Source organism: Ruminiclostridium cellobioparum DSM 1351 = ATCC 15832 (assembly GCF_000621505.1).
GTDB lineage: Bacteria > Bacillota > Clostridia > Acetivibrionales > DSM-1351 > Ruminiclostridium > Ruminiclostridium cellobioparum.
Window position 1 is genome coordinate 49168 of the sequence record NZ_JHYD01000041.1, and the last position, 14539, is coordinate 63706.

At 40.9% G+C, this 14539-nt stretch carries 11 protein-coding genes; all 11 read left to right on the forward strand.

Annotated elements, in window-relative coordinates; all coding sequences use genetic code 11:
* Positions 1-27: 27 nt before the first annotated feature.
* Positions 28-1146, forward strand: coding sequence for a prolipoprotein diacylglyceryl transferase (gene lgt / locus T344_RS28435; protein WP_242842094.1), 1119 nt, complete (start codon positions 28-30; stop codon positions 1144-1146).
* Positions 1147-1156: 10 nt separating this feature from the next.
* A complete protein-coding gene (gene rodA, locus T344_RS0115815) occupies positions 1157-2281 on the forward strand; it encodes a rod shape-determining protein RodA (protein WP_027629523.1) in 1125 nt (374 codons plus the stop codon).
* A gap of 268 nt (positions 2282-2549) precedes the next feature.
* Entirely contained in the window at positions 2550-2981 is a 432-nt protein-coding gene (gene mraZ, locus T344_RS0115820) for a division/cell wall cluster transcriptional repressor MraZ (protein ID WP_027629524.1), read from the forward strand.
* 62 nt (positions 2982-3043) lie between these two features.
* A complete protein-coding gene (rsmH, locus tag T344_RS0115825) occupies positions 3044-3985 on the forward strand; it encodes a 16S rRNA (cytosine(1402)-N(4))-methyltransferase RsmH (RefSeq protein ID WP_027629525.1) in 942 nt (313 codons plus the stop codon).
* A gap of 317 nt (positions 3986-4302) precedes the next feature.
* Positions 4303-4830: an FtsB/FtsL family cell division protein gene (locus tag T344_RS0115830; RefSeq protein ID WP_027629526.1), complete on the forward strand. Its 528-nt coding sequence runs from the start codon at positions 4303-4305 to the stop codon at positions 4828-4830.
* 275 nt (positions 4831-5105) lie between these two features.
* Positions 5106-7301 (forward strand): PASTA domain-containing penicillin-binding protein, encoded by a 2196-nt coding sequence (locus T344_RS0115835; protein ID WP_027629527.1) that lies wholly within the window; start codon positions 5106-5108, stop codon positions 7299-7301.
* Between the two features lie 95 nt (positions 7302-7396).
* Positions 7397-8857: a UDP-N-acetylmuramoyl-L-alanyl-D-glutamate--2,6-diaminopimelate ligase gene (locus tag T344_RS0115840; RefSeq protein WP_027629528.1), complete on the forward strand. Its 1461-nt coding sequence runs from the start codon at positions 7397-7399 to the stop codon at positions 8855-8857.
* Positions 8858-8936: 79 nt separating this feature from the next.
* Positions 8937-10328 carry a UDP-N-acetylmuramoyl-tripeptide--D-alanyl-D-alanine ligase gene (locus T344_RS0115845; protein ID WP_027629529.1) on the forward strand — a complete coding sequence of 464 codons (1392 nt, stop codon included), beginning with the start codon at positions 8937-8939 and terminating at the stop codon, positions 10326-10328.
* A 19-nt stretch (positions 10329-10347) separates the two neighbouring features.
* Positions 10348-11331, forward strand: a complete 984-nt coding sequence (gene mraY, locus T344_RS0115850) for a phospho-N-acetylmuramoyl-pentapeptide-transferase (protein ID WP_027629530.1) — start codon at positions 10348-10350, stop codon at positions 11329-11331.
* Between the two features lie 102 nt (positions 11332-11433).
* Positions 11434-12552, forward strand: a complete 1119-nt coding sequence (gene ftsW / locus T344_RS0115855; protein ID WP_027629531.1) for a putative lipid II flippase FtsW — start codon at positions 11434-11436, stop codon at positions 12550-12552.
* Positions 12553-12752: 200 nt separating this feature from the next.
* A complete protein-coding gene (gene murG / locus T344_RS0115860) occupies positions 12753-13850 on the forward strand; it encodes an undecaprenyldiphospho-muramoylpentapeptide beta-N-acetylglucosaminyltransferase (RefSeq protein ID WP_027629532.1) in 1098 nt (365 codons plus the stop codon).
* Positions 13851-14539: the final 689 nt, after the last annotated feature.

The following is a 14539-nucleotide window of genomic DNA, read 5'->3' on the forward strand; positions in this document are numbered from 1 at the left end:
AATAAATAGTATTATGTGGAGGTTATCATGGATGATAGAGTAACTGTAAGTTTCCCCAACATGGGACTGGATTTTGACATATCAAGGGAAGCCTTTAAAGTATTCGGCATATCTATATACTGGTACGGCATTATTATAGCACTGGCATTCTTCATATGTGTGCTGTGGGCTATGAGAGATTCCAGGAAATTTGATCTGGTGCCCGAGACCATTATTGATCTTATGCTGTTTGCGGCACCAATTGCTATAATCTGTGCCCGCCTGTACTTTGTCATATTCAGCTGGGACAATTATAAGTACGACCTTAAGCAGATATTCAACACACGAAACGGCGGGCTGGCCATTTTGGGCGGAATTATCGGTGCAGTCATCACAGCTTATTTTGTAGCCAGGTATAAAAAGATACCCACCTTTAAGCTTTTCGATTTTGCCATACCCTATGTAGCGCTTGGACAGGCCATAGGCCGCTGGGGCAATTTCTTCAATCAGGAAGCTTTCGGAACAAATACAAACCTGCCATGGGGAATGACAAGTCCCACCGTCAGAGCTTATCTGCAGAATTTGCAGAACGGTGGGATGAATATAAATCCTGACCTGCCGGTACATCCCACTTTTTTATACGAGTCGCTTTGGGATATAGCCGTCTTTATCTTCCTGCTTCAAATGAGGAAAAAGAAAAAATTCAACGGTGAGATCTTCTGTCTGTACTTCATAACCTATGGCATCGGAAGAGCGGTAATCGAAGGACTCAGGACTGACAGTCTCATGCTGGGCAGCTTAAGAGTGTCACAATTGCTTTCAATAATATTCGTAATAGTATTTTCGATAATTGTAATATACAAGAGAATAAAAATTAAGAACAGTTTTGATGATGTCGAGATTGGGCAGAGCGGATATGCAAGCATCTTAAAAATCATGGATGAAGACGAGGTCCATGAAAAAGAGGACAGTACTCAAAAAGCCCGGGACGCTGTTGGGGGAGCTGACGACAGCAGTCAGGAGCCCCAAGAGGATAGAGCAGATAAAGAAGAAGCAAAAGAACCAAAAGAACCAAAAGAACCAAAAGAACCAAAAGAACCAAAAGAACCAAAAGAACCAAAAGAACCAGAAGAACCAGAAGATATAAAAGAAACAGAAGATAAATAGGCGGTGAAGAATGTTATTTGTTGAGAAGTCAAAAACAACAAATCCTTATAAAAGATTTGATTACCTGTTGTTCGGCCTTGTATTGATACTGGCGGCCATAGGACTGGTAGTCTTCAGCAGTGCCGTAAAGGACAGGCCGAGTTTGCTCAAACCTCAAGTACTGGGTTTGATAATGGGTGTGGCTCTGTGCCTGATACTGAGTGCTATAGACTATAAGGATTTAAAGGTGCTCAGCCTGTTTATATTCTTTGGTGCCATGGGCTTGATGGTTTTGGTATTATTCTTTGGAAGCGGTGAAGAGCTGGGGAATAAAAACTGGATTTCTATTGCAGGTATGAGTGTCCAGCCTTCGGAATATGCCAAAATAGCGTACATAATACTGGCTTCGGTATTTCTGGAGCGTATCAAGGACAGTCCGGAAAAAAACAAGGCTGACATACTGAAGTTTTTGGCATATTCATGTGTTGCAATAGGTTTCGTGCTGCTTCAAAAGGACCTTGGAACAGCCATGGTTTTTGTATTTATATTCTTCCTGTTCATTTATATAGCGGGCATACCTTACCGGTATATATTCATTCTGCTGGGAGTTGCCGGGCTTTCACTGCCCTTTATTTGGGTGTATGTGCTTAATGAAAACAGGAGGAACAGAATTCTGACTTTTATATCACCTGAAAGGGATCCCCAGGGCGGAGGATATAATGTCATCAGGTCAAAGCTGGCCATAGGGTCGGGCAGGCTATTCGGACAGGGTTATGGAAGCGGGCTTCAAACCCAGAGCGGCAGTGTTCCGGTAAATGAATCCGATTTTATCTTTTCGGTGGTAGGGGAGGAATTGGGTTTCATAGGCGGATGCATTATCATATTGCTGGGATTGCTTATTTTATTGAGGATCATCTATATTTCAAAGAATGCCAGTGATTCTTACGGCTCATTTGTATGTATAGGTGTGGCCGGTATGATGGGTTTTAATTTTATAGAAAATATTGGGATGAGTATGGGACTGCTTCCGGTAACAGGACTTCCTCTGCCATTTGTGAGTCAGGGTGGTACTGCAATGCTTGCAAACTTTATGGCTGTGGGCATCGTACTTAGTGTTTCACTAAGGCGGAAACGGGGAAATTTTAATTCTTCATAAGGAAATATCAGCGTTCTGTAAGCATCCGATTCATATATTGCCTTATACGTTTTAAATATTACAGACACTAGTACTTTGGTCCTAGTAAAGACGGGTTATTTAACCCGTCTTTTATTTTTTTTCAAAAAAACATTGATAAAATATCTATTTTGAAATAAAATATCCATATAAGTGGTGAGAAGTGGTGTGAAGTGGAGGGAAAAACCAGGCTGATTATAAAAAATAGCAATTCTTTTATTTATTGACCTGGGAGTGTGAGGTGTGAAATTTGTTTTATGGTGAGTACCAGCATACGGTTGACCCAAAAGGACGAGTTATTGTGCCCTCAAAATTCAGAGAGGGCCTGGGTGAAAAGTTCATATTAACCAAGGGACTTGACAGCTGTTTGTTTGCGTACTCTTCGGAAGAATGGACAAGCCTTGAAAACAAATTGAAAACACTTCCGTTCACCGATAAAGATGTACGTGCCTTCATAAGATTTTTTTTCTCGGGAGCGACCGAATGTGAGGTTGACAAGCAGGGAAGAATACTTATTCCGCAGAATTTACGCGAATATGCAGTGCTTGAAAAGGACATAGCTATCATAGGAGTTTCTTCAAGGGTTGAAATTTGGAATAAGACTACCTGGAAAAACTACAACAGTGATGATAATATGAGTGCCGACAAGATTGCAGAAAAGATGTCCTTGCTGGGAATATGATATTGATCGGATTGTATGAATATATCCGGTTAAAATCTTAAAAGTACGTCTTGAGGTGAGAAATGGAATTTAAACACAAATCGGTATTGCTTGATGAATGTATTGAATATCTGAATATAAGACCCGACGGCATTTATGTGGATGGTACCATCGGAGGTGCGGGACATTCGTCGGAAATATATAAAAGATTGGGTCCGGAGGGAATGCTCATCGGTTTGGATCAGGATACATTTGCAGTGGAGACATCCACAAAACGCCTTGAACAAATAGGTTCAGAAACAAAGTTCAAGGTGGTGAACACAAACTTTAAAAATATCACTGAAACCTGCAGGCAGCTGGGAATAGATCAGGTGGACGGAATTCTGCTCGATCTGGGAGTTTCTTCACACCAGCTTGATGAGGCGTCAAGGGGGTTCAGTTACCAGCAGGATGCGCCATTGGATATGCGGATGGACAGCAGTTCGAAACTGTCGGCATATGAGGTGGTAAACCTATACAAGGAGCAGGATATTTACAGGATCATACGCGATTACGGTGAAGAGAAGTGGGCATCGCGGATTGCAAAATTTATCGTTGAAGCCCGGAATAAGCAGCCTGTGAAAACAACCTATGAACTTGTGGATATTATAAAAAGAGCAGTACCCAGTGCGGCAAGGAGAGACGGACCTCACCCTGCAAAGAGAACTTTTCAGGCCATAAGGATCGAGGTGAATGACGAACTGAACATACTGAATAACACTGTCGGGGAATGCGTGACACTTCTGAAGACTGGCGGGAGACTTTGCATAATAACCTTCCACTCACTTGAAGACAGAATAGTAAAGGTTCGGTTCAATAAAGAAGTAAACCCCTGCACCTGTCCTTCGACCTTTCCGGCTTGTGTATGCGGAAAAACACCACGGGCGGTGCTTGTTAGCAAAAAACCTGTTATTTCGGCAGAGGAAGAGCTTGAAGAAAATCCGAGAGCCAGAAGTGCAAAATTGAGAGTACTCGAAAAAATCTAGTTCTTAATATAGATTGCAAAGCGAAATTCAAAGGATAAGCTTAACAAGACACAAAAGAAAGCAATAAAAATACAAAAGATAAAATTTTAAAAAACAAAAGATAAAAACAAAAGAAAAAAAAGGCATAAAAATCAAACTGGTTAACAAATGAAAAAATTATAAACAACAAAAGACAAAATCAACAAAATACCAATGAAGACCATCTAAGAAACAAAAGCTAAAACTTCTAAAAATGGATGGGAATCAGATTTATTTCTGATTCCCCCCAATACTTTACGAATTTTGTTATTAAGATCTTTAAAGGGAGGGATTGGAGAATGGCCGGGGCAAATAACAGATATATACACGGTTCTGCTGCTGAAAAAATCAGGCATGAACAGCAGTTTAATACCGACTCTGTCAACCAGAGCGACTATTATGATCCCTATGAACAAAATGCCGTTCTTAAATCTAAAAAGGTTGCCAGAAACAATGCAAAATTAAAAAAGAGAATAATGGTAAATATATTTCTGATCTTTGGCATGTGCGCCGTTATAATGACGAGATATGCCCAGATAAGCCAGATGAATTATGACAACAACAATCTCAGCAAGCAATATGTGGCATTGCAAAATGAAAACATCCGCCTTTCGCTTGAAATTGAAAAGGCAATGTCATTACAAAGTATAAGAGATATTGCAGAAGCCAAACTTGACATGCACGCTCCTGAAAAGAGCCAGATCGTGTATATCAGTGTGCCTAGACAGGATGTTATCATTCTGGCCGAAAAGCAGGAATCAAAACTCATGTTGATGGCGAAGGAATTGGGAGCAGGCATACAGAAATTCCTGAACATATTCGAATAATATGAATACTATGTATGGATTATATATTCACATATATAAGGCATTTGTGCAGTATCCGGTTGAATTGAATAATTTTGGTAATTAACTATAGATTTATATGCTCAATATTAAGTCTATAGTTTTTTCAGTATAAAGCCTAAATTATTATGTAAATTTTTATTAATTTGGACTTAACAATAATATATTCCAAATTCAATTAATATTATTAATAAGAATTTATATAAATACTGGTAACATACAATTGATTTAACAAAAAAACTCAAGGGGGGAGACTTTTGGCTAGCCCAAACATATCACTTAAAAAGAGACTTCTGTTTATACTTGGAGTTTTCACTTTTTTTACAGCATTGCTGGTATTTAGGATCGGCTGGATACAAATAGCGAATGGTCAGGAATATCAGCAAAAAGCATATGAACAGCAAACAAATAACCGTACTATCAGCCCAAAGAGAGGTACGATTTATGATAGGAATATGAAACCGCTTGCCGTCAGCGGTTCTGTCGAAACCGTCACAATAAACCCGCAGATGGTCAGAGAACTCAATAAGGATGTTGATTTGGTTGCAAGCGGACTGGCCGAGATACTTGAGATGCAAAAGGACACAATAATTAAAAAAATTAACAGGAAGACCCAATACGAACTTATAAAACAAAAAATAGATAAGGATGTGGGCTCACAGGTCAGAGAGTGGAAGAAAAAAAACAATGTGGTCGGAATATTTGTAGATGAGGACACAAAGAGGTTTTATCCCAACAGCAATCTGGCAGCTCATGTTATCGGGTTTACCAATGTAGACAATGATGGAATTGACGGTGTGGAGAAAATGATGGAGCAGTATTTGAAAGGGGTTCCGGGAAAAATACTGAGTGAAGTTGATGCCAGCGGTATGGAATTGACAATGGGTGAGGAAAAATATATTCAGCCCCAGGATGGAAACGATGTAATATTGACCATTGATGAAACAATACAGTACTTTGCGGAAAAAGCGCTTGAAAAGGCTATTTCAGACAATAATGTAATCAATGGGGGAACGGCCATAGTCATGGACCCAAGAAACGGTGAACTGCTTGCATTGACTTCAAAACCGGACTTTGACCTCAACAGTCCGAGAGCTGCTCCCAAAGGTAAGGATAAAGCCGCCTGGACAGGAACCAGTACAGAGGATGTCCAATACCTCCAGAAAACAGTGTGGAGAAACAAAGCAGTTGTTGACACATATGAACCGGGATCAACTTTTAAGCCTGTTACTGCCGCCGCAGGACTTGAAGAAGGGGCAATCACACCTGAGACCCAGGTTACCGATGCCACCGTCAAGATAGCAGGACACAGCATAAATTGCTGGAAGCCCAATGCACATCTTCATGAAACCTTCAGAGAAGGTGTGTATAACTCCTGTAACCCGGTTTTTGTAAGACTGGCGCAGCAGCTGGGCATAGATAAGTTTTACAGCTATGTAAAAGCATTCGGCTTTTACCAGAAGACTGGCATAGATCTCCCCGGTGAGGCAGGAAGTATCATTCACACAAAACCCACTGAAATTGACATGGCAACGGCCTCCTTCGGCCAGCGCTTCCAGATAACTCCCATACAGCTCATACAAGCTTACGGAGCAATTGCCAACGGAGGAGATCTGATCACTCCCCATGTGGTAAAGGAAGTAGTTGACGAATCGGGGAATGTCATAAAGAAAGTCGAGCCAAAAGTCGTCAGGAGCGTTATTTCAAGACAGACTTCAGATACCCTGAAGGATATTCTCAAGGGCGTTGTAGATGTGGGAACAGGTAAAAACGCACGGGTACCGGGTTATAAAATCGGAGGAAAAACCGGTACTTCAGAAACAAGAGAAAGTGAACAGCTGATGGTACAGGGTAAAAACAAAAGATATATTGTATCGTTCTCAGCCATAGCACCCACTGACAATCCGGTAATATGCGTTCTGGTAGTGCTGGATTACCCGGATATATACAATCCCGGAGGAGGTGTGCTGGTTGCTCCTGTGGTAGGTAAACTCATTGATGAGATCCTGACCTATAAAGGTATTGAAAAAGAGTATACCGATGACGACAAGAAGCTCCTCAAACAGGAAGTCCAGGTTCCCGATGTCAAAGGCAAAACTGTGAAAGAAGCCATCAATCTGTTGAAACAAAACAAACTGGAGTATAAAATAGAAGGAAGCAACAGGGATTTGAGTGCCATAGTACAGGAGCAGACTCCTAAATCCACAGCCCTGCTGCATGAGAACTCAATTGTAATCCTGTATACTTACAAGCCTACCAATGAGGCTGAGGCAATGGTGCCCGACGTAAAAAACAAAACTATAAATGAAGCGACACAGGCCTTTAAGAAAGCCGGTATAAATATAGACATAAACGGAACAGGCACGGCTGTGAGCCAGCAGGTTGAAGCAGGCAAAACAGTTAAAAAAGGTGCGGTTGTGGAAGTAACCTTTAGGAACATTTTTGAGGATTAACGGGAAATTATCCTGCAATACTCACTTAAGGGTGTAAATATAATGCCTGACGGCAAAAATCTAAAAATAAACACAAATATGGAGGTGTAAATATATTGTTACTTGGTGATTTGATTAAGGGATTGAATACAAGAAATATACAGGGCAAGCTTGATATGGAAATAGACGGTGTGGCATATGATTCAAGAAAAACCAGACAGGGGGTCCTGTTTGTCTGTATAGAAGGTACTGTCGTCGACGGTCATCAGTATATCAATGATGCCATAGAAAACGGCACAAGGGCCTTTTTGGTCCAAAAGCCGGTACAGGTGCCGGAGGGTATAACTGTTATAGAAATAGAAGATACCCGATACGGACTTGCACATGTATCTGATGCATTTTTCGGGCATCCGTCACAAAAGCTGAACCTGATAGGAATAACAGGAACCAAGGGGAAAACTACGACAACGTATATGGTCAAGTCTATTTTGGAGGCGGCCAGTCATAAAATAGGACTGATCGGCACCGTAGCAAATCTGATTGGAGAGGAAATACTTTACACCTCCAGAACAACACCCGAATCCTATGATCTTCAGAGCCTTTTCAGTGATATGGTGGAGAAAAAGGTTGATACAACCGTAATGGAGGTATCCTCTCAGGGGCTTGAACTCCACAGGGTCGCGGGATGTGATTTTGATGTGGGAGTGTTTACAAATTTTTCAAGAGACCACATAGGCCCCAGGGAACATGCAACACTGGAAGAATATTTCAATGCCAAGTCAAAGCTCTTCAAGATGTGCAAACAGGCCATTATAAATATAGACAGTGAACATGGCAGGAAAATGGCCCAACTTGCGGAATGCAAGGTATATACCTATGGTTTCGGAGAAAATGCCGACATCAGGGCGGCGGAGATAGTCAAAAAGACTGCCTATACCTATTTCAAGCTCATATCTCCATGGGGAACTACAGAAGTGGAAACAAATCTGCAGGGGGAATTCAATGTTTATAATGCCCTTGCGGCCATCGGCTGCTGCTGTCTTATACCCGGGGTGACCCTTGAACATGTAAAAACCGGTCTTACAAATGTGGTAGTACCCGGCAGGATGGAACCTGTGGCAACAGGCGGTAACTATTCCGTTCTGATTGATTATGCCCATACTCCCGACAGTCTTGAAAAAGTGCTGTCGACAGTCAGGGAGTTCGCTCACGGAAGAGTCATAAGTCTCTTTGGCTGCGGAGGTGACCGCGACAGGGGAAAGAGGCCCGAAATGGGGGCTGTTTCAGGAAATATTGCAGACTTCACTGTCATTACTTCCGATAATCCGAGAACCGAAGAGCCTGAGAGGATAATAAACGACATAGAAGTTGGTGTACAGAAAACCAGCGGTAAATATATAAAAATTACAGACAGAAGGCAGGCAATAAAATTTGCACTTGAAAATGCCCGGGATGGAGATATAATTATTTTGGCGGGTAAAGGTCACGAAACCTACCAGCAATTCAAAGACAAAACCATTCACTTTGATGAAAGGGAAGTAGTTGCCGAACTGCTGGAAGAACTGAAGAGAACCTAAGCCTGATATAAATATCAATATTGTATGGTGTTGCGTAGTATAAACAGCAGGTCCTGACAGGACCTGGAAGGAGAAGTAAATGGTATCTTTTGACTGTGCAGAGCTTATTGAGGCAGTTGACGGAAGACTGCTCTGGGGTAGTTTCGAAAGAATTTTTTCCGGTATCACCACCGATTCAAGAAAAGTTGCAAAGGATAATTTATTTATACCGTTGGTTGGAGAAAAATTTGACGGGCATGATTATATAGAGCAGTGCTTCGACAGCGGTGCAGCAGTATGCCTCACTCAAAAACCAATACCCGGGAGAGCGGGCTGCAGCGCAATAATAGTAAAAGATACTGCTAAAGCACTAAAAGATATTGCTGCCTGGCATAGAAACAAATATGATATTCCTGTTGTAGGAATAACCGGAAGTGTCGGAAAAACAAGCACCAAGGACATGATCGCATGTGTTCTGTCAAAAAAATTTGAGGTTCTGAAAACACAGGGGAATTTTAATAATGAAATTGGTCTTCCCTTGACTCTGCTGAATCTTGATGAGAAACATGAAGCGGCGGTTATTGAAATGGGGATGAGCGGTTTTGGAGAGATAAGCAGGCTGACTGCTGTCACACAGCCTGATATTGCCGTTATAACCAACATTGGTGTTTCCCATATAGAAAAACTGGGTTCACAGCAGGGTATACTGAAGGCCAAGCTGGAAATACTGGAGGGACTTAAGCCGGATGGGCTTGTAGTACTTAACGGTGATGATTCCCTTTTGAAGGAACAAAGGGGAAAGCTGGGTTTCAGGACAGTATTTTATGGTATGGATACAGCTCTTGATTACAGCGCTGAAAATTATGAGTCACTGGGTGAGGAGGGTACAAGCTTCAATATTACCTGGAATAAAAATACCTACAGGGTGAAAGTGCCGGTTCCGGGAGTACATAACGTATATAATGCCCTGGCAGCAATAGCTGTAGGTGTTGAAATGAATATCCCGGTGGAAACCATTATAGACGGCATAGCAGAGTACAGTCCCGGAAACATGAGGCAGAATATAATATCCTGCAAGGGTATAAAAATTATCAATGATGCATATAATGCCAGTCCCCAATCCATGCAGGCAGCTATAAACGTGCTGGAAGAGCTGTCGGCAAAGTCAAGAGGGATAGCCGTTTTAGGAGATATGCTCGAGATGGGGGAAATAGCGGAAGAATTGCATTACTCAGTGGGTAAATTCATAAGAAACAAAAAAATAAAGTATCTGATAACAGTGGGAAAAAACTCCGGGAATATCTCCCGGGCTGTTGCAGATTCAAATAATACTGCTATACAAACATGTCATTTTAATAATAATTCTGACGCTCTGGAATATATTTTAAGCATCGTCAGACAGGGGGATTACATCCTGATAAAAGGTTCAAGAGGAATGAAAATGGAACAGATTGCCGAAGGCTTAATGCAAATGCAGGCAGTTCCGGAATAATAAACAGGGGGAAGTTCTATTGCTTACTTTTTCGTTAACATCCGAACATATTATAGCCTTTGCGGCTACCTTTGTTCTGTCTATAATTGCAGGTCCCATACTGATTCCCTTCCTTAGAAGGCTGAAGTTCGGACAGACGGTAAGGGATGATGGACCGCAATCGCATTTGAAAAAAAACGGGACGCCACAAATTGGTGGTTTGATATTCTTAATACCCATAACCGCCGTTGCGCTTTATTATTCGCAGGAGTATCCTGAAATAATCCCAATATTGCTTGCTACCCTAGGTTTTGGGGCGGTGGGCTTTATAGATGACTTCATCAAAGTGGTTAAAAAGCGTAAGGATGGGCTTTATGCCGGACAGAAAACCTTTCTGCAGCTGTTGGTATGTGTTTCTTTTGCCTTTTATGTTATAAGGTATACCGAGGCAGGTAGTTCAATAGTTATTCCCTTTACGGATTATGTGGTTCAACCCTGGCTGTACTTCTTATTTATAGTAGTATTTATGTATTTCTTTGCCAATGGAGTCAATATAACGGATGGGCTTGACGGCCTTTGCGCCGGAGTTACACTTGTAGTTGCCATATTCTTTACAATCGTATCCCTGACCAACAGTGAATGGGGTTATATAAAGATATTTTCAGCAGCAATTGCCGGCGGGTGCCTGGGTTTTCTTGCCTTTAACATACATCCTGCAAAGGTTTTTATGGGTGACACCGGGAGCCTGGCACTTGGAGGGGCTTTAACCGCTATTGTCATTATGATGAGAATGCCTCTTATTTTCTTTATCATCGGAGGAATATATCTTATTGAAAATATCTCGGTAATACTTCAGGTCGGCTCCTTTAAGCTCACCGGAAAAAGGATATTCAAGATGGCTCCCATTCATCATCATTTTGAGTTGATGGGATGGAAGGAAACAAAAGTTGTGACCGTATTTATTATAATAACGGTTTTACTTGCCGTTATATCACTCATGGTAGTGGGTGTAGGAACATACTGAAGCCGCTGACCGGAATTAATTGACGTAAAATTTCATATAATCAGAATATGATGGATTCCGGTGATGCAGGGCTATGAAACATGGATGAGGCTGGAGGATTTAATGAAAAACAAAAACAAAAAGCCTTTTGACTTTTGGATATTTGCAGCAGTAATATTATTACTTTCATTAGGTACCATAATGGTATTCAGTTCAAGCTATTATTTTTCTGTCAAGGAAGTGGGAAATTCTTTTAGTATAATTAAGCCGCAGTTATTATATATGTTAATAAGCATTATAGTTCTTGCGGTCACAATGAATTTCGACTACCATAAATGGGGAAAGATATCGCCAATACTCCTAATGGGTAGTATTGGATTGCTTATTTTGGTGCTTATTCCTGGAGTAGGACAGGTGAGAAACGGTGCACAACGATGGCTTGGGGTAGGAACAAAGACTTTTCAACCTTCTGAGTTAGCGAAATTATCATTAATTATGTTTATGTCGTTTAGTCTTTCTAAACGTAGAGATGTACTAAAATCTTTCACTAAAGGATTGTTACCATATCTTATATTGATTGTTTTTATCTGTGGATTAGTTGTGATCGAACCACACTTGAGTGGAACTATTATTATTGCAATGACGGGTTTTATAATTTTATTTTGTGCGGGAGCAAAAATATCCCATTTTGTTGCACTTGCGATTCCAGTTGTCCTAGCAGTTGTGGGGGCCGTTTTAGTTGCACCGTATAGATTTGACAGGGTTAAAGCCTGGCTGGATCCTTTTAATATTGAGTATAAAATGAATGAAAGCTGGCAGATTGTAAATTCGCTTTTAGCAATTGGGTCAGGCGGTATATTTGGAAGAGGATTGGGAAAAAGCATGCAGAAGTACCTTTATATCCCTGAACCCTATAATGACTATATATTTTCGGTCTTAGCAGAGGAATTAGGATTTTTAGGCTCGGCAGTTGTATTAATTTTATTCCTGGTATTCATCTGGAGAGGAATTAAGGTGGCAATGAATGCGCCCGATGTATTCGGAAGTTTAATGGCTATCGGTATAACTTCTTTGATAGGAGTGCAGGCATTATTTAACGTAGCAGTTGTCACAAACTCTATACCCTCTACAGGTATATCGCTTCCTTTTTTTAGCGCAGGAGGTACATCTCTGATCTTTCTGATGTTTGGTGTTGGTATTTTGCTTAATATATCCAGGTATTCGAATTATGAGCGTTTCTGAGTTAACAGGATATATGTATATTGAGGGTACAGTGCCCAATATGGGCACACTTAAAATAAATTTAACCCCATAACAGAGTATTGAAATACTTTTCTGGGTGCCATAAGCGCTGGAGCGCTTCGGGCCAATTCATTGAGATCAGTCTAATTGACCGGGTCAAGTAAGGTGACCATGTACATTATGGGGACATGGAGGTTAAAGTGAAGGTATTAATAGCGGGCGGTGGGACAGGAGGACATATAAATCCCGGACTAGCAATTGCAAAGTATATTCTTAAAAAGAATCCCACTGCGGAAATTACTTTTGTCGGGACAAAAAAGGGACTTGAAACCAAACTTGTGCCAAGGGAGGGCTTTACTCTTGAAACCATAACGGTGAGAGGTTTCAGGAGAAAACTTTCATTTGATACGGTACTGGCTGTAAAAGAACTTGCCCAGAGCTTTTTCCAGGCTTCGAGCCTTATAAAAAAAATAAAACCTGATGTTGTAATAGGTACCGGAGGTTATGTGTGCGGACCTGTTCTTTATGTAGCCGCTAAAAAGGGGATACCGACACTGATACATGAATCAAATGCATTCCCGGGAGTTACAAACAGACTGTTGGAGAAGCATGTAAACTATGTAGCGGTCAGTTTTAAGGATGCTGAAAAATTCTTTAAAAATAAAAGCAAGCTTGTCCATACAGGAAATCCTGTAAGACAGGAGCTTTTGAACTCCAGCCGGCAGGCGGTATTAAAACAGCTGGACATAGTTGAGGGCAAGCCTTTGATCGTAGCCATGGGTGGCAGCAGAGGCGCCAGGAAGATAAATGAAACCATTGCCGAGATGCTCAATACCCATTTCAAAGGTGAGTTTAATCTTATTTTTGCAACAGGTGAAGCTCAGTTTAATGATATTAATCTTTCCATATGCCTTGACGAAAAGTACAAGAAGATGGTAAAGGTGGTACCGTATATATATGACGTTGCCAGGGTATACACTGCCAGCGACCTGATGATATGCCGCGCCGGAGCCATAACAATCAGTGAGCTGCAGACCATGGGAATCCCTTCAATACTTGTACCGTCACCCTATGTGACTGCCAACCATCAGGAGCATAACGCCCGCTCGCTGGAGAGAGACGGCGGCGCTGTTGTGATCCTTGAAAGCGAACTGAACGCAGACCTTTTATACAATAAGATCTGCAGCCTCATATCAAACAGGGACATATTGAGCAAAATGGCGGCTGATGCCACGAAAAACCGGATCACAGACTCAGTCGAGCAGATATATGCCCTGGTGGAAAAAATAATCAAATAATTACAATGTGGAAACACGGTTAAAAAGCTGTGTCAGGTAAACAAATGCAGTACATGTATCACTATGGAAAATATCGCGCGAGGTGCAACTTCAATAAATGGGAGGCTCTATTAAAAGTACAGATTTCAAGCCTGTACTTTGTGAGCAATCCATTTATTGAAATTGGAACGGGAGCGATATTGCGATATATTTGCATGTATCTCAATTATATATTGTATAGCCTTACAACAGCTTTTTATAACGCAGATCTTCATAAGTTGTCCGGAAGTACCATAAGTAAACTATTAGCTGAAATCAGTATACATTCATCAGCAAAGCTCCAAATATTTACATAAGCAAAAAGCTAAAAATTTCGTTGAGTGAAAAAGTAAATTCCATTGCATTTTTAAATTCTGCTGTGAAGAGTAAATTCCATTAAATCAAGTGTTTGAGTTATATTTTTTGTTGCTCAAATATAGTATAATAAACATACAGAAAATGCTCGGAAGAAAAAATTGCATGGCAAACAATCGACTGGAGGATTTTGTGAAAAACTAAATTCCACTCGAAAGGGAGTTGATATTGAGGTTTCTATCCGCAGTTTTAACTCTTTTTTATGCTTCTATTTCAGCAGTTTTGGTTTTAGAATGATATCGTCGCAGGATATCTCTTTTAATCCGAATGCATTAACTGCTTGTTTTTCAAGCAGC